This is a genomic window from Kitasatospora sp. NPDC004272, from assembly GCF_053603035.1.
In genome coordinates this window covers 1-17,448 of record NZ_JBSGET010000164.1, presented here as the reverse complement: position 1 = coordinate 17,448, position 17,448 = coordinate 1, and the positions used below count along the sequence as shown (strand labels likewise).

General features: G+C 72.7%; 9 protein-coding genes. 7 read left to right on the top strand and 2 right to left on the bottom strand.

Translation table 11 applies throughout. From position 1 onward, the window contains the following. Positions 1 to 2,776: alpha-glucan family phosphorylase (gene glgP, locus ACWEO5_RS33660; protein WP_452165920.1), on the bottom strand; the 2,776-nt coding region annotated here is incomplete at its 3' end. Between the two features lie 1,028 nt (positions 2,777 to 3,804). Here glgP and ACWEO5_RS33655 point away from each other — a divergent pair. The 7 genes from ACWEO5_RS33655 (at position 3,805) to pyk (ending at position 16,819) form a co-directional block, all read left to right on the top strand. Beyond that, positions 3,805 to 5,760: an alpha-1,4-glucan--maltose-1-phosphate maltosyltransferase gene (locus ACWEO5_RS33655; protein ID WP_452165922.1), complete on the top strand. Its 1,956-nt coding sequence runs from the start codon at positions 3,805 to 3,807 to the stop codon at positions 5,758 to 5,760. Further along, a complete protein-coding gene (gene treS, locus ACWEO5_RS33650; RefSeq protein ID WP_452165919.1) occupies positions 5,757 to 7,475 on the top strand; it encodes a maltose alpha-D-glucosyltransferase in 1,719 nt (572 codons plus the stop codon). Before ACWEO5_RS33655 ends, treS begins: the two co-directional genes overlap by 4 nt. Before the next feature lie 269 nt (positions 7,476 to 7,744). Then, a complete protein-coding gene (locus ACWEO5_RS33645) occupies positions 7,745 to 9,235 on the top strand; it encodes a maltokinase N-terminal cap-like domain-containing protein (RefSeq protein WP_344553041.1) in 1,491 nt (496 codons plus the stop codon). Between the two features lie 135 nt (positions 9,236 to 9,370). Then, a complete protein-coding gene (gene glgB / locus ACWEO5_RS33640) occupies positions 9,371 to 11,809 on the top strand; it encodes a 1,4-alpha-glucan branching protein GlgB (RefSeq protein WP_452165918.1) in 2,439 nt (812 codons plus the stop codon). Positions 11,810 to 11,935: 126 nt separating this feature from the next. Continuing rightward, positions 11,936 to 14,074 (top strand): phosphate acetyltransferase, encoded by a 2,139-nt coding sequence (gene pta, locus ACWEO5_RS33635; RefSeq protein ID WP_452165921.1) that lies wholly within the window; start codon positions 11,936 to 11,938, stop codon positions 14,072 to 14,074. Next, on the top strand, positions 14,071 to 15,276 hold the full coding sequence (locus ACWEO5_RS33630; RefSeq protein WP_452165917.1) for an acetate kinase: 1,206 nt from the start codon (positions 14,071 to 14,073) through the stop codon (positions 15,274 to 15,276). The genes pta and ACWEO5_RS33630 overlap by 4 nt, the downstream gene beginning before the upstream one ends. Positions 15,277 to 15,388: 112 nt before the next feature. After that, positions 15,389 to 16,819, top strand: a complete 1,431-nt coding sequence (gene pyk, locus ACWEO5_RS33625; protein ID WP_344553044.1) for a pyruvate kinase — start codon at positions 15,389 to 15,391, stop codon at positions 16,817 to 16,819. A gap of 83 nt (positions 16,820 to 16,902) precedes the next feature. Here the strand turns inward: pyk and ACWEO5_RS33620 are convergent, their stop codons facing one another. Continuing rightward, complete coding sequence (locus tag ACWEO5_RS33620) at positions 16,903 to 17,331, bottom strand: hypothetical protein (protein ID WP_452165916.1); 429 nt, start codon at positions 17,329 to 17,331, stop codon at positions 16,903 to 16,905. Positions 17,332 to 17,448 lie beyond the last annotated feature (117 nt).

Sequence of the window (17,448 nt, the reverse complement as noted above, 5' to 3'; positions counted from 1 at the left end):
GGCTGGACAGCTCGTAGTTGCCGGAACCCCTTATGTCGTCGAGCGTGGTGCGGGCCCGGCTGAGCAGGGTGCCGTTGAGCTCGGCCCAGGCCGAGATGAGCACGCCCGCGTCCATCCCGCCGGTCTCGGCGGGCGCCGCCAGCAGTCCCAGCTCGGCCACCGAGGCGAGCCGCGGGTGGGTGGGCAGGATCCGGACGGTGTAGCCGAAGGGGCCGGTGCGGGAGAGTTCGAGGTGGCCCTCGTAGCGGATCCGGCCGTCGAGGTCGGTACCGCCGCCCGCGGGCTTGAGGGCGAGCGTGGCGGCCTCGGAGATCCGGTCGCTCTCGTCGACCCGTCCGGCGACCACCTGGACCTCGACGTCCTCGGGCCGGAGCCGTCCGAGGTTGACCTGGACCCGCAGCGCGAGCGTCGCGCCGAGCTCCTGGGCCTCGCCCGCCCCGTCCGCCTCGACGTGCTCGACCCGCACCGCGGGCCACGCCTCCCGGACGCCGGCCTTCCAGCCCGCCAGCTCCTTCGCCGCCGCGTAGTCGCCGGCCGGGCCCGCCAGCCGCCGCTCGGCCGCGGCCGCCGGGGCGTACAGCCGCTCGACGTACTCGCGGACCATCCGCCCGGCCAGCACCTTGGGGCCGAGCGTGACCAGGGTGTGCCGGACCATGGAGATCCACCGGTGCGGGAGCCCGTCCGCGCCCCGGTCGTAGAACCGGGCGGCGACCTGGTGCTCGATCAGGTCGTAGAGCGCGGCGGCCTCGATGTCGTCGCGGTGCTCGGCCTCCCTGCTCTCCGGGTCGACCACTCCCTCGCCGGTGCCGCCGTCGGCGGTGGGGATGGCCCAGCCGTTCTGGCCGTCGTACCACTCGTCCCACCACCCGTCGAGGATGGACAGGTTGAGGCAGCCGTTCAGCGCGGCCTTCATCCCGGAGGTGCCGCAGGCCTCCAGCGGGCGCAGCGGGTTGTTCAGCCAGACGTCGCAGCCGGGGTACAGCGTCTTGGCCATCGCCATGTCGTAGTCCGGCAGGAAGACGATCCGGTGCCGCACCGCCGGGTCGTCGGCGAACGCGACCAGCTGCTGGATCAGCCGCTTGCCGCCGTCGTCGGCCGGGTGCGCCTTGCCCGCGATGACGATCTGCACCGGCCGCTCGGGGTCGAGCAGCAGCCTGCGCAGCCGGGCCGGGTCGCGCAGCATCAGGGTGAGCCGCTTGTACGAGGGGACCCGGCGGGCGAAGCCGATGGTCAGCACGTCGGGGTCGAGGACGTTCTCGGTCCAGCCCAACTCGGCTTCCCCGGCGCCGCGTTGGCGCCAGGAGGCGCGCAGCCGGCCGCGGGCCTCGTCGACCAGTTGGGCGCGCAGCGAGCGGCGCAGCTCCCAGACCTCGGCGTTGCCGATCCGCTCCAGGCCGGTCCACTGCTCGGCGGTGCCGACGGCCATCGCGGCCTCGGCGCGCTCCTGGCCGATCTCGGTGGCGCCGAGCCGGACGACGGCGGGGTCGATCCAGGTGGGGGCGTGCACGCCGTTGGTGATCGAGGTGATCGGGACCTCGGGCGCGTCGAACCCGGGCCACAGGCCGCGGAACATCTCCCGGCTGACGGCACCGTGCAGGGTGGAGACGCCGTTGGCGCGCTGGGCGAGCCGCAGGCCCATCGCGGCCATGTTGAACAGCCGGGGGTCGCCGCCCTCCCAGCTCTCGGCGCCGAGCGCGAGCACCTGCTCGACCGGGACGCCGGGCAGCGCGGCGTCACCGCCGAAGTGCCGGCCGACCAGGGCGCGGTCGAAGCGGTCGATGCCGGCCGGCACCGGCGTGTGGGTGGTGAACACGGTGCCGGCCCGGACCGCCTCCAGGGCGTCGGCGAAGCCGAGTCCGGGGTGGGCGGTGACGAGTTCGCCGATCCGCTCCAGGCCGAGGAAGCCGGCGTGGCCCTCGTTGGTGTGGAAGACCTCGGGCGCGGGGTGGCCGGTGAGCCGGCAGTAGGTGCGGACGGCGCGGACGCCGCCGATGCCCAGCAGTATTTCCTGCATCAGCCGGTGCTCGCTGCCGCCGCCGTAGAGCCGGTCGGTGACGTCGCGTTCGGCGGGGCCGTTGGCCTCGACGTCGGAGTCGAGCAGCAGCAGCGGGACCCGGCCGACCTGGGCGCGCCAGACCTGGGCGGCCAGGGTGCGGCCGCCGGGCAGCGCGAGGTCGATCCGGCAGGGGGTGCCGTCCTCCTCGCGCAGCAGGGTGACGGCGAGCGCGTCGGGGTCGAGCAGGGGGTAGCGCTCCTGCTGCCAGCCGTCCCGGTCGAGGGACTGCCGGAAGTAGCCGTGCCGGTAGAACAGGCCGACGCCGATGATCGGGACACCGAGGTCGGAGGCGGCCTTGAGGTGGTCGCCGGCCAGGATGCCGAGTCCGCCGGAGTACTGCGGCAGCGCGGCGGCGATGCCGTACTCGGGGGAGAAGTAGGCGACGGCGGCGGGCAGGTCGCCGCCTGCCCCGGCGGGGTCGCCCGCGCCCTGGTACCAGCGCGGGCCGGTGAGGTAGTCGCGCAGTTCGTCGGACAGGTCGCCGAGGCGGCGCAGGAAGCGCCGGTCCGCGGCGAGCGCGGCGAGCCTGGCCGCCGGGACCTCGCCGAGCAGTCGGACCGGGTCCTCTCCGACGGCGGCCCACACGTCCGGATCGACGGAGCGCAGCAGCTCCCTCGTCTCGGGGTGCCAGGACCAGCGGAGGTTCAGCGCGAGCTCGTGCAGTGGCTGCAGTTGTTCGGGCAGGACGGTGCGGACGGTGAACCTGCGGATTGCCTTCACGTGAGGGAGCGTAGCCCCGGGCGTACGCCTGAGGGGGCGTCAACTGGCGGGCGGCACACCCGTTCGGAGCAGTGTTGAGATCGTTCCGGGCGCGTGGTGGCAAATACCGGCGCGCAGGGGGCGCACGCTGGGAAAAGAAGCGCCGTCGGGTGTGAACTTCTGGGGACGGAGGTGTTTCGGGTGTCTGTTTCACCGTTGCATACCGGCTGAAACCGCGCGCCTACCCGCACGTAGCCCTTGCCGGTGGTGCGAGGATGCAACAAGGTCGTGAGTGCCGCTGGTGCGCGATCGGGTGGTCGCCCCCTGCTGCCTCGGCTGCTGCATGTCTTGTTCGACGAACCCTCACTTTCCTTAGCCCATTCGGCCCCAGTCGCCGCGTCTTCGCGTGTCCTTGTTCCCTGTCCGGTCGTTTTCCGGTGGGTTGGGTCACGAGGGGGGCGTGCACCGAGCGACGCGCGCCGGGACACGTGCGTCCGGCTCGGCGCGCCACCGCGTGGCCGCGACCGGTGGGCGGGGTTGCCGGGGCCGTCGGCACGGGCAGGCTCCGGCCGCACGTCCTTCCTCACCCCAGCAGTCCCCCCGGTACTCCCTCGGCGCCGCTGCCGCGGGAGCTGCCGCCGATCTCGGGCAGGAGCATTGGCATGCACGGCGACACGCGGGACCAGTCCACGGTGCCGACGGACGACGCACCCGACACCCCGTCAGCCCCGGTCCTCCCGGCGGACGCCCCGTCCGCCGGCGAGCCCCCGGTACCGGCCCCGCGCGCGGGCGCGGCCCGCCGGAAGGCCGCCGAACCGGCCGTGAGGCGCGCCGCGGGCACCCCCCGCAAGGCCGCCGCGAAACGGACCACCACCGTCAGGTCCGGCGCGGCGTCCGACGGCGCGGCCGCCGCGAAACCGGCCCGCACCCCCGCCCGGAGGACCGCCGCGGCACCCACCGACCCCGCGGGCTCCGCCGAGCCCGCCGCGCGTCCGGCCGCCAAGCGCGCCGCCGCCCGTCCCACCCGCAAGACGACAGAGAGCGACACCGTGATCGGCCGCATCCCCGTGCTTGACGTGACCCCGCTCGTCGACGCCGGCCGGCGTCCGGCCAAGGCCGTGGAGGGGGAGCGCTTCCTGGTCTCGGCCACGGTGTTCCGCGAGGGGCACGACGCGGTCGGCGCCAACGTGGTGCTGCGCGACCCGCGCGGCCGCTCCGGCCCGTGGACGCCGATGCGCGAGCTGTCCGAGGGCAGCGACCGCTGGGGGGCGCACGTCACGCCGACCGCGCCGGGCCGCTGGTCGTACCTGGTGGAGGCGTGGTCGGACCCGGTGGCGACCTGGAGGAAGCACGCGGCGGTGAAGCTCCCGGCCGGGATCGACACCGCGCTGGTGCTGGAGGAGGGCGCCCAGCTGCTGGAGCGCGCCGCCGCCGGGGTGCCGAAGAAGGACGGCCGGGCCCAGGTGCTCGCGGCGGTGGACGCGCTGCGCGACTCCGGCCTGCCGCCGCTGAGCCGCTACGCGGCGGCGCTGGACCCGGAGGTGACGGCGCTGCTGGCCCGCCACCCGCTGCGCGAGCTGGTCTCGGCGACCCGCCCGCAGCCGCTCCAGGTGGACCGCAAGCGGGCGCTGTTCGGCTCCTGGTACGAGTTCTTCCCGCGCTCGGAGGGCGCGGTGGTCGACCCGTCGGGCGTCGAGCCGCCGGTGTCGGGCACCTTCCGGACGGCCGCCGAGCGGCTGCCCGCGGTGGCCGCGATGGGCTTCGACGTGGTGTACCTGCCGCCGGTCCACCCGATCGGCCGGGCCCACCGCAAGGGCCCCGGCAACACCCTGGCGGCCGGTCCGCGGGACGTCGGCTCGCCGTGGGCGATCGGCTCCCCGGAGGGCGGCCACGACGCCGTCCACCCGGACCTGGGCACGATCGAGGACTTCGACCACTTCGTCGCCGAGGCGTCGGCGCTCGGCCTGGAGATCGCCCTCGACTTCGCGCTGCAGTGCTCGCCGGACCACCCGTGGGTGCACAAGCACCCGGAGTGGTTCAGCCACCGCGCGGACGGCACCATCGCGTACGCCGAGAACCCCCCGAAGAAGTACCAGGACATCTACCCGGTCAACTTCGACCAGGACTTCGACGGGATCGTCCGCGAGACGGTGCGGATCCTGCGCTTCTGGATGGGCCACGGGGTGCGGATCTTCCGGGTCGACAACCCGCACACCAAGCCGGTGGTCTTCTGGGAGAAGGTGCTCGCGGACATCGCCCGCACCGACCCGGACGTGCTGTTCCTGGCCGAGGCGTTCACCCGCCCGGCGATGATGCACACCCTGGGCAAGGTGGGCTTCCACCAGTCCTACACGTACTTCACCTGGCGCGACACCAAGGCAGAGCTGACCGAGTACCTGACCGAGCTGACCGGCGAGGCGGCCGCCTACATGCGGCCGAACTTCTTCGCCAACACGCCGGACATCCTGCCCGAGTACCTGCAGCACGGCGGCCCGGCCGCGTTCGCGGTGCGCGCCGTGCTGGCGGCGACGCTCTCGCCGACCTACGGGGTGTACGCGGGCTTCGAGCTGTTCGAGAACGAGGCGGCGGCGCCCGGCTCGGAGGAGTACCTGCACTCGGAGAAGTACGAGCTGCGCCCGCGCGACTGGTCCCGGCAGGACTCGCTCGCGCCGCTGCTGACCGCCCTGAACCGGCTGCGCCGACGGCACCCCGCGCTGCAGCAGCTGCGGGACCTGCGCTTCCACCCCGTCGACAACGAGCGGATCCTCGCGTTCTCCAAGACCGCCGTCACCGAGGACGGGCTGGAGGACCACGTGATCTGCGTCGTGAACCTGGACCCGCACCACGCCCAGGAGGCCACCGTGACGCTCGACGCGCCGGGGCCGCTGACGGTGCACGACGAGCTGACCGGCGCCACCTACGCCTGGGGCCGTCACAACTACGTCCGGCTCGATCCCTCTTCCGGGCCGGCCCACCTCCTCACGGTTCGGAGGAACCCGCAGTGACAGTCAACGAGCCCGTCCCCGACACCTTCGCCGACACCCCCGCCCGGGACCGCGACCCCGAGTGGTTCAAACGCGCGGTCTTCTACGAAGTGCTGGTGCGCTCGTTCCAGGACAGCAACGGCGACGGCGTCGGTGACCTCAAGGGGCTCACCTCGCGGCTCGACTACCTCCAGTGGCTGGGGGTGGACTGCCTCTGGCTCCCCCCGTTCATGAACTCCCCGCTGCGGGACGGCGGTTACGACGTCTCGGACTACCAGTCGGTGCTCCCGGAGTTCGGCAACCTGGCCGACTTCGTGGAGTTCGTCGACGCGGCGCACGCCCGCGGCATGCGGGTGATCATCGACTTCGTGGTGAACCACACCAGCGACCAGCACGCGTGGTTCCAGGCGTCCCGCAACGACCCGGACGGGCCGTACGGCGACTTCTACATGTGGGCCGACGACGACAAGCAGTACCCGGACGCCCGGATCATCTTCGTCGACACCGAGTCCTCGAACTGGACGTTCGACCCGGTCCGCAAGCAGTACTACTGGCACCGCTTCTTCAGCCACCAGCCGGACCTGAACTACGACAACCCGCAGGTGCAGGAGGAGGTGATGGCCGCGCTGAAGTTCTGGCTGGACCTCGGCATCGACGGCTTCCGCCTCGACGCGGTGCCGTACCTGTACGCCCGCGAGGGCACCAACTGCGAGAACCTGCCGGAGACCCACGACTTCCTGCGGCGGGTGCGCAAGGAGATCGACGCCAACTACCCGGACACCGTGCTGCTGGCCGAGGCCAACCAGTGGCCGGAGGACGTGGTCGACTACTTCGGCGACTTCGGCTCCGGCGGCGACGAGTGCCACATGGCGTTCCACTTCCCGGTGATGCCGCGGATCTTCATGGCGGTCCGCCGGGAGTCCCGCTACCCGGTCTCCGAGATCCTGGCGAAGACCCCGGAGATCCCCTCGGGCTGCCAGTGGGGCATCTTCCTGCGCAACCACGACGAGCTGACCCTGGAGATGGTCACCGACGAGGAGCGCGACTACATGTACGCGGAGTACGCGAAGGACCCGCGGATGCGGGCCAACGTGGGCATCCGCCGCCGGCTGTCGCCGCTGCTGGAGAACGACCGCAACCAGGTCGAGCTGTTCACCGCGCTGCTGCTCTCGCTGCCCGGTTCGCCGGTGCTGTACTACGGCGACGAGATCGGCATGGGCGACAACATCTGGCTGGGCGACCGGGACGGCGTCCGCACCCCGATGCAGTGGACGCCGGACCGCAATGCGGGTTTCTCGTCCGCCGACCCGGGCAGGCTCAGTCTGCCGCCCATCATGGATCCGGTGTACGGCTTTCAGGTGACCAACGTCGAGGCGCAGCAGAGCAGTTCGAGTTCGCTGCTGCACTGGACGCGTCGCATGATCGAGATCCGGAAGCTCAATCCGGCGTTCGGCCTCGGCAGCTACACCGAGCTGCCCTCCAGCAATCCCGCGGTGCTGGCCTTCGTGCGCGAGTACGAGGGCGACCTGGTCATGTGCGTGAACAACTTCTCGCGGTTCGCGCAGCCGACCGAACTGGACCTGCGGCAGTACGGGGGGCGGTACCCGGTCGAGCTGATCGGCGGCGTGCGCTTCCCCGCCATCGGCGAGTGGCCGTACCTGCTGACGCTGGCCGGTCACGGGTTCTACTGGTTCCAGCTGCGCCAGGACCGGACGAAGCCGTCCGGGTCCCGGTAGCAGCCGGAGCGCCGCAGCACGTCCACGAAGTAACGATCCCTCAGGCCCCGAACGGGACGTCACCCTCCGCGGGCGCGCGGAATGCCTCGCGCGCCCCCGGGGGTCTTCGCACCACCGCGTACGGAGAACAGCCCAACGGCCACCCACACGAAGGCGTGACACCGAGCAGCTGCTCGCGTGCCGTCGCCGCCGCGCCGCCGAAATCCGGAAGACTGCTGGGCCCGGCCACGATTCGTCGGGCAGCCGCCCGCTTCCGGGGAAAGGGAGTCATGTCCGAACCCTCCCGTTCTCAAGCCCACGTGCACCGTGAGCCCTCCGACGCCGCCACCGGACCGGTGGGCACACGCGCACCGGGGGTCCGGAGAACCGCCGCCGGAGTCAGCGAGCTGGTCCAGGCGGCGCTGCCGCTGATCGCCGAGTGGCTGCCCACCCAGCGCTGGTACGCCGGCAAGGGCCGGCCGATCGCCGCGCTCACCCCGGTGGTCGGCACCCCGCTGCAGGTCGGCGACCCGGCCCTGCTGCACCTGCTGCTGCGGGTCGAGCACGGCGGCGCCACCGCCGGGCCGGGGGACGTCTACCAGCTGCTGCTGGGCATCCGCTCGGAGCAGCCCGCCTCGGTCGGCCCGATGGCGGTGCTGGGCCGGCTGACGGGCGGCACCTACGACGGGGCGACGCTCTACGACGCGGTGCACGACCCGGAGCTGACCGGCCGGCTGCTGGAGCACCTGGCCACCGGCGACCGGTTCGGCTCGCTGTCGTTCCGCCGCACCCCGGGCCCCGGCCTGCCGGGCAACCTGCCGGGGCGGGCGTGCACCGCCGAGCAGTCCAACTCCTCGGTGATCTACGACACCGAGTTCATCCTGAAGCTGTTCCGCCGGATCAGCCCGGGCACCAACCCCGACCTGGAACTCTCGCTGGCGCTGTCCCGGGCCGGGTCGACCCGCATCCCCCGGGTCGCCGCCTGGTTCGAGTGCCGGCTGGAACGCTCCGAGCCCGCCACCCTGGGCCTGCTGCAGCGCTACCTGGCGGACGCCGAGGACGGCTGGGAGCTGGCCCTCGACCAGGTCGCCCGGCTCAAGGGCGACCCCTCGCCCGGCAACTTCGCGATCGAGGCGCACCGGCTCGGCCGGGCCACCGCCGAGGTGCACCGGGTGCTGGCCCGCTCGATGCCCACCGCCCGGCTGGACCGGGCCCGGATCGCCGAACTGGCCGGCGCGATGGCCGACCGGCTGGACTCCGCGGTCACCGCCGTGCCCGGCCTGATGCGCTACCGCCCGGCGCTGCGCGCCGCGTTCCAGCAGCTCACCGAGGCCCACCTGGACGGGCTGCCGGTCCAGCGGATCCACGGCGACCTGCACCTGGGCCAGGCGATGCGCACCCCGCAGGGCTGGGTGCTGCTGGACTTCGAGGGCGAGCCCGCCAAGCCGCTGGCCGAGCGCCGCCTCCCGCAGCCCGCGCTGCGGGACGTCGCGGCGATGCTCCGGTCCTTCGACTACGCGGCCGCCCACCTGCTGGCCGGCGCCCCCGGCCAGGACCCGGAGCTCGCCCTGCTCGCCTCCGCCTGGGCCGCCCGCAACCGGGCCGCGTACTGCGCCGGCTACACCGCGGGCGGCGGCGTCGACCCGGCCGGGACGCCGGAGCTGATGCGCGCCCTGGAGATCGACAAGGCGGTGTACGAGGTGGTCTACGAGGCCCGGCACCGGCCGAGCTGGCTGCCGATCCCGCTGGCCGCGATCAACCGGCTGGCCGACACCGTCTGACCCGTGCCCGGCCGCCCACCGGGCGGCCGGGCACGGCGCCCTCCCCCGCAGGTCCGCAACTCCCCTTCCCCGCACCGCAGTCGACCACGACTCCCGCGTCCCCGCGCAAGGCACCCGATCCTGGAGGATTCCGCCGTGACCCCGCTCGGTCCGCTCGACCCGTCCGCCGACCGCCAACCGGCCGTCCCGGCCACGTTCCGCAGCGGTCCGCGCAGCGGGGCCGCCACCGGGCGGCCCGCCGCGAAGGCCCCCTCGAAGCCGACGGCGAAGGCTCCCGCCAAGGCGCCCGCCAAGCCCGCGGCGAAGGCGCCCGCTAAGGCTCCGGCGAAGGCCGCCCGGGCGGGTGCGGCGGCGCGGCCGCAGGCCGGCGGGGGCGCGCTGCGGCTGCCCGAGGCGCCGCTGCCGCCGGCCGAGGTGGAGCGGCTGGTCTCCGGGGCGCACCACGACCCGCACGCGCTGCTGGGCGCGCACGAGCTGCCCGCGGGCACCGCGATCCGGGTGCTGCGGCCGTTCGCGGAGCGGGTGGTGGTGGAGACCGAGCTGGGCCCGGCCGAGCTGACGCACCAGCAGGACGGCCTGTTCACCGGCCTGCTGACCGGGCAGAGCTTCCCGCACTACACCCTGCGGGTGACGTACCCGGGCGGCGAGCCGCTCGTCCAGCAGGACGGCTACCGGTTCGCCCCGACGCTGGGCGAGCTGGACCTGCACCTGATCCGGGAGGGCCGGCACGAGCAGCTCTGGCAGGCGCTGGGCTCGCACGTGCGCACGGTGGACGGGGTGACCGGCACCGCGTTCGCGGTCTGGGCGCCGAACGCGGTGGGCGTGCGGGTGATCGGCTCGTTCAACCACTGGGACGGCACCGCGCACCCGATGCGCTCGCTGGGCTCCTCGGGCGTGTGGGAGGTGTTCCTGCCGGACGTCGGCGAGGGCGACCGCTACAAGTACCAGATCCTCACCCGGCACGGGCAGCGGCTGGAGAAGGCCGACCCGCTGGCCCGGGCCGCCCAGTGCCCGCCGGACACCGCCTCGGTGGTGACCGTCTCCCGGCACGCGTGGCAGGACGCCGAGTGGATGGAGCGGCGCGCCCGCACCGTGCACCACCGCGCCCCGCTGTCGGTCTACGAGCTGCACCTGGCGTCCTGGCGCCCGGAGCTGACCACGTACCGCGAGATCGCCGAGGTGCTGCCCGGGTACCTGGCCGAACTCGGCTTCACCCACGTCGAGTTCATGCCGGTGATGGAGCACCCGTTCGGCGGCTCCTGGGGCTACCAGGTCTCCGGCTTCTACGCCCCGACGGCCCGGCTCGGCACCCCCGACGACTTCCGCTTCCTGGTCGACACCCTGCACCGGCACGGCATCGGCGTGCTGGTCGACTGGGTGCCCGCGCACTTCCCGAAGGACGACTTCGCGCTGGCCCGGTTCGACGGCGAGCCGCTGTACGAGCCGGCCGACCCGCTGCGCGCCGAGCACCCGGACTGGGGGACGCTGGAGTTCGACTACGGCCGCACCGAGGTGCGCAACTTCCTGGTCGCCAACGCGGTGTACTGGTGCGAGGAGTTCCACGTCGACGGCCTGCGGGTGGACGCGGTCGCCTCGATGCTCTACCTCGACTACTCCCGCGAGGGCGGCGCCTGGACGCCCAACCAGTACGGCGGCCGGGAGAACCTGGACGCGGCCTCCTTCCTGCAGGAGATGAACGCCACCGTCTACCGGCGCTGCCCGGGCGTGCTGACGGTGGCCGAGGAGTCCACCGCCTGGGACGGGGTGACCCGGCCGACCGACAGCGGCGGCCTGGGCTTCGGACTGAAGTGGAACATGGGCTGGATGCACGACTCGCTGGTGTACATCGCCAAGGAGCCGGTGCACCGCAAGTACCACCACAACGAGATGACCTTCTCGATGGTGTACGCCTACTCGGAGAACTACATCCTGCCGATCTCGCACGACGAGGTGGTGCACGGCAAGCAGGCGCTGGTCTCCAAGATGCCCGGCGACTGGTGGCAGCAGCGCGCCAACCACCGCGCCTACCTGGGCTTCATGTGGGCCCACCCGGGCAAGCAACTGCTGTTCATGGGGCAGGAGTTCGCCCAGGGCGCGGAGTGGGACCACGAGCACGGCCCGCAGTGGTGGGTGCTGGACGAGGGCTGGTCCGCGCACGCCGACCACCGCGGCGTGCAGCGCCTGGTCGGCGACCTGAACCACGTCTACCGGGACACCCCGGCGCTGTACGAGCAGGACACCGTCCCGGCCGGGTTCGCCTGGCTGGACGGCGGCGCGGCCGAGGACAACGTGCTGTCCTTCGTCCGGTTCGCGGCGGACGGCAGCCCGCTGGTCGCGGTCTGCAACTTCTCCCCCGTGGTGCGGCACGGCTTCCGGGTCGGCCTGCCCCGGCTGGAGGGTGCCGAGCAGCTGTGGGAGGAGGCGCTCAACACCGACGCCGAGCGGTACGGCGGCAGCGGGGTGGCCAACTCCAGCCCGGTGAAGTCCGAGGCGGAGGAGTGGAACGCCCAGCCGCGCTCGGCGGAGCTGGTGCTGCCCCCGCTGGCCACCGTCTGGCTCCGACCGGTCCGCTGAGCCCCGACCGCGGCCGCCGCCGACCCGTGCGGCGGTAGCCGCGGTGCCGCGAGCGAGTTCCCCGTGTTGTACGACGGTATGGTCGGTATGACCGATGCCTGGGACGACCGGACGGAGAGCTCCACCGTGGCGCGCAGCGTGTACGTGACCGGGATCGACCGGGGGGACGGCCGGCAGGCCGTGGAGCTCGGGGTCATGGAACTGCTCACCCGTCAGGTGGACCGGGTGGGCGTCTTCCGCCCGCTGGTGCACGCGGCGGACGGGGACGGGGCGGGCAGCGACCACGTGGTGGAGCTGCTGCGCGGCAGGTACCGGCTGGACCTGCCGGTGTCGGAGCTGTACGGGCTGACGTACGACGAGGCGGCGGCGCTGCAGGCGGCCAGCGGGCAGGACGAGCTGGTCTCGGCGCTGGTGGAGCGCTTCCACCAGCTGGAGCGGCGCTGCCAGGCGGTGCTGGTGCTGGGCACCGACTTCTCGGAGACCAACATCCCGGACGAGCTGGCCTTCAACGCCCGGCTGGCGAACGAGTTCGGGGCGGGCGTGCTGCCGGTGGTCGGCGGCCGGCACGAGGACCCGCAGGCGGTGGTCGCGGAGGTGCGCAACGCGCACCGGGCGTACCGGGACCTGGGGTGCTCGATCCTGGCGATGGTGGCCAACCGGGTCCGCCCGGGGGCCAAGCAGCAGGTGCAGCGGACGCTGACCGAGAAGCTGCCGGTGCCGGTGTACGTGATCCCGGAGGAGCCCGCGCTGGCCGCGCCGACGGTGGCGCAACTGGTGGAGGCGACCGGCGCGACGGTGCTGCTGGGCGACGCGGCGGGGCTCTCCCGGGACGTGCGCACCTTCGTGTTCGGCGGGGCGATGCTGCCGACCTTCCTGAACGCGCTGACCGAGGGGGCGCTGGTGGTGACCCCGGGCGACCGGGCGGACCTGGTGATCGGGGCGCTGGCCGCGCACGCGGCGAGCTCCCCGCCGATCGCCGGCGTGCTGCTGACGCTCGGTCAGCACCCGGGCCCGAACGTGATGGCGCTGGCCTCCCGGCTGGCCCCGGGCACGCCGGTGGCGGAGGTGACCGAGGGCTCCTGGCTGACCGCGGCCGCGCTCACCCACCTGGAGGGCCGGATCGGGCCGAACAGCCCGCGGAAGGCCGAGATCGCCCTGGGCCTGTTCGAACTGCACGTGGACACCGTGGAGTTGACCAGCCGGATCGAGCTGAGCCGGTCCGAGCGGGTGACCCCGATGATGTTCGAGCACGCGCTGCTGGAGCGGGCCCGGGCGGACCGCCGGCACATCGTGCTGCCGGAGGGCGCCGAGGACCGGGTGCTGCGGGCCGCCGAGGTGCTGCTGCGCCGCAACATCTGCGACCTGACCCTGCTCGGCGACCCGGACACCGTGCACCGCAGGCTCGCCGCGCTGGGCATCGAGTTCCCGCAGGCCGGGGACGCGGGCGCGCAGGCCCGGATCGTCGACCCGGCGGCCAGCCCGCTGCGCCAGCGCTTCGCCGAGCTGTACGCGAAGGCCCGGGCGCACAAGGGCATGACGGTGGAGCGGGCGCTGGACGTGGTCACCGACGTCTCGTACTTCGGCACCCTGATGGTGCAGGAGGGCATCGCGGACGGCATGGTCTCGGGCGCGGTGCACTCGACCGCGGCGACCATCCGCCCGGCCTTCGAGGTGATCAAGACCTCGCCGGGGGCGGCGATCGTCTCCTCGGTGTTCTTCATGTGCCTGGCCGACCGGGTGCTGGTGTACGGCGACTGCGCGGTCAACCCGGACCCGGACGCCCGGCAGCTGGCCGACATCGCGATCCAGTCGGCGGAGACCGCGGCCCAGTTCGGCGTGGAGCCGCGGGTGGCGATGCTGTCGTACTCGACCGGCGCCTCGGGCTCGGGCGCGGACGTGGACAAGGTCCGCAAGGCCACCGAGCTGGTCCGCGAGCTGCGCCCGGACCTGCTGGTGGAGGGTCCGATCCAGTACGACGCGGCGGTGGACGCGCGGGTCGCGGCGACCAAGCTGCCCGGTTCGGAGGTGGCCGGGCGGGCCACCGTGCTGGTCTTCCCGGACCTGAACACCGGCAACAACACGTACAAGGCGGTGCAGCGCTCGGCCGGGGCGATCGCGGTCGGGCCGGTGCTGCAGGGCCTGAACAAGCCGGTGAACGACCTGTCCCGGGGCGCGCTGGTGGAGGACATCGTGAGCACCGTGGCGATCACCGCGATCCAGTCCCAGCCCGTCGTCGAGACCCCCGCCGCAGGAGGCGCGCAGTGACCACCGGTACCCGTGTCCTGGTGCTGAACGCCGGGTCGTCCTCGGTGAAGTACCAGCTGATCGACATGCTGGACGGCTCGAAGCTGGCCGCCGGCCTGGTGGAGCGGATCGGCGAGGAGCACGGCCGGCTGCTGCACCTGCCGCTGACCGGGGAGCCGCGCGAAACGCTGCGCCGCTTCGGCGGGCACGACGCGGCGCTGGAGGCGGTCGCCGAGGAGCTGGCGAAGGACCTGATGGGCCTGGACTCGCCGGAGCTGGCGGCGATCGGCCACCGGGTGGTGCACGGCGGGCTGCGCTTCACCCGGCCGACGCTGGTCACCGACGCGGTGCTGAGCGAGATCCGCCGGCTGATCCCGGTCGCGCCGCTGCACAACCCGGCGAACATCACCGGCATCGAGGTGGCCCGGGGGCTGCGCCCGGACCTGCCGCAGGTCGCGGTGTTCGACACCGCGTTCCACGCCACGCTGCCGGAGCACGCGGCCCGCTACGCGATCGACCGGAAGACCGCCGACGAGCACCGGGTGCGCCGCTACGGCTTCCACGGCACCTCGCACCAGTACGTCTCCCGGGCCACCGCCCGGCTGCTCGGCCGGGACCCGGCGGAGCTGAACGTGATCGTGCTGCACCTGGGCAACGGCGCCTCGGCCTCGGCGGTGGCGGGCGGGGTGTGCGTGGAGACCTCGATGGGCCTGACCCCGCTGGAGGGCCTGGTGATGGGCACCCGTTCGGGCGACGCGGACCCGGGCCTGGTGTTCCACCTGCACCGGGTGGGCGGGATGAGCATCGACCAGATCGACGACCTGCTGAACCGGCGCAGCGGCCTGCTGGGCCTGTGCGGGGACAACGACATGCGCGAGGTGGTGCGCCGGGCCCAGGAGGGCGAGGAGGACGCCAAGCTGGCTTTCGACTCGTACGTGCACCGGATCCGGCGCTACCTGGGCGGCTACTACGCGGTGCTGGGCCGGGTGGACGCGGTGGCGTTCACCGCGGGCGTCGGGGAGAACTCCGCCGAGGTGCGGGCCGCGGTCTGTGCCAATCTGGAGGAGCTGGGCATTTCGGTCGATCCGGAACTGAACGCGGTGCGCTCCCGGGACGCGCGGACGGTCTCGCCGTCCTACTCGCGGGTCACCGTCGCCGTGGTGCCGACCGACGAGGAGCTGGAGATCGCCCAGCAGACGTTCGCGCTGGTCCGTGAGGTGTAGGCCCGGCGCGGGATGACTACCCGTCAGTATCCCACCCCTCGGAATGTTCGTTGGCGATATCTGACGATTCGAGCTGAATGCACCGATAACACGAACGGATAGACTGACGGATATGCGCCGAGCGAAAATTGTCTGCACCCTGGGTCCCGCGACGGACTCCTACGAACAGCTGAAGGCCATCGTCGAAGCGGGCATGAACGTCGCCCGCCTCAACATGAGCCACGGCTCCCACGCCGAGCACGAGGACCGGTACCGCCGCGTCCGCCAGGTCTCGGAGGACACCGGCCGCACCATCGGTGTGCTGGCCGACCTGCAGGGCCCCAAGATCCGTCTGGCGACCTTCGCCAACGGCCCGGTGACCGTTGACAACGGCGACACGTTCACCATCACCACCGAGGACGTCCCCGGTGACCAGCACATCTGCGGCACCACCTACAAGGGCCTGCCCGGCGACGTGAAGCCCGGCGACCCGATCCTGATCAACGACGGCGTCATCGCCCTGGAGGTCGTCAGCGTCGACGGCCCGCGGGTGAAGACCGTGGTGGTCGAGGGCGGTGTGCTCTCCAACAACAAGGGCATCAACCTGCCCGGCGCGGCGGTCAACGTCCCCGCGCTGTCCGAGAAGGACAAGGACGACCTGCGCTTCGCCCTGCAGCTGGGCGTCGACATGGTCGCGCTGTCCTTCGTCCGCAACGCCGCGGACATCGACGACGTGCACAAGGTCATGGACGAGGTCGGCATTCGTGTGCCGGTCATCGCCAAGATCGAGAAGCCGCAGGCCGTCGAGGCGATGGAGGAGATCGTCCTCGCCTTCGACGCGATCATGGTGGCCCGCGGCGACCTCGCGGTCGAGTACCCGCTGGAGAAGGTGCCGCTGGTCCAGAAGCAGCTGGTCACCCTGGCCCGCCGCAACGCCAAGCCGGTCATCGTCGCCACCCAGATGATGGAGTCGATGATCCACGCCTCGCGCCCCACCCGCGCCGAGGTCTCCGACGTCGCCAACGCCATCCTGGACGGCACGGACGCGGTCATGCTGTCCGCCGAGTCGAGCGTCGGCAAGTACCCGGTCGAGACCGTCAAGACCATGAGCAGGATCGCCGAGAAGGCCGAGGAGGAGCTGCTCTCGCAGGGCCTCCAGCCGCTCAACCCGGGCCGCAAGCCGCGCACCCAGGGCGGCTCGGTCGCCCGTGCCGCGTGCGAGCTGGGCGACTTCCTCGACGGCAAGGCGCTGGTCGCGTTCACCAAGTCCGGTGACACCGCCCGCCGCCTGTCCCGCTACCGCTCGCCGATCCCGGTGATCGCCTTCACCCCGGACGTCGCCACCCGCAACCAGCTCTCGCTGAGCTGGGGCGTCGAGGCGTACGTCTCGGAGCAGGTGGCCACCACCGACGAGATGGTCGAGCAGGTCGACCGCGAGCTGCTCAAGATGGGCCGCCTCAGCGAGGGCGACACCGTGATCGTCACGGCCGGCGTGCCGGTCGGCATCCCGGGCACCACCAACATGGTGCAGGTGCACCACCTGGGCACCCGCTCGGAGGACTGAGCACCCCCGCACCGACGCCCGAACGCCGCAGGGGCGGGACCCGAGGACCGGGTCCCGCCCCTGCGGCGTTCCGTGGCGGCCGGTCAGCCGTCGTACGGCTCCTTGTCGTTGAACAGCCGCATGCCCGGGATGGCCAGGTCGCCGCCGAACTGGCCCGCCTGCACCGCCTTGGCGTTCGTCAGGGTCAGGTCCAGCGGGATCGGCACCGCCCCCAGCAGGTCCCACAGCCACTTCGGCAGGGTGTCCGGGGTGAGCGTGATGGTGCCCAGGTCGATCGGGACCGGCAGGCCGTAGACCGCCGCCAGGTTGCCCGACAGGCTCTCCACGTACATGGTGATCGGCCCGTTGCGCATGGTGGAGGTCGAGCCCTGACGGCTCTTCACGTGGAAGGTCAGGCCGGGGATCTGGATGGTCGACATGTCCAGGTTCTCGATGTCGACGCTGGCGGTGGTGAACTTCAGCACCCGCTTGGTGCCGCTCGCCGTGGTGACGTCGTAGACGCCGTTGAACACCGAGCCGTGCAGCGCCAGCCGGGTCAGGTCCTCTGCGCGTCGCCGTCGGGCGGCCGGAGGCAGTGTTCCGGTGCGTCCGTATCGACTTCTACGAACAGGCGTGGAACACCGCCGGGG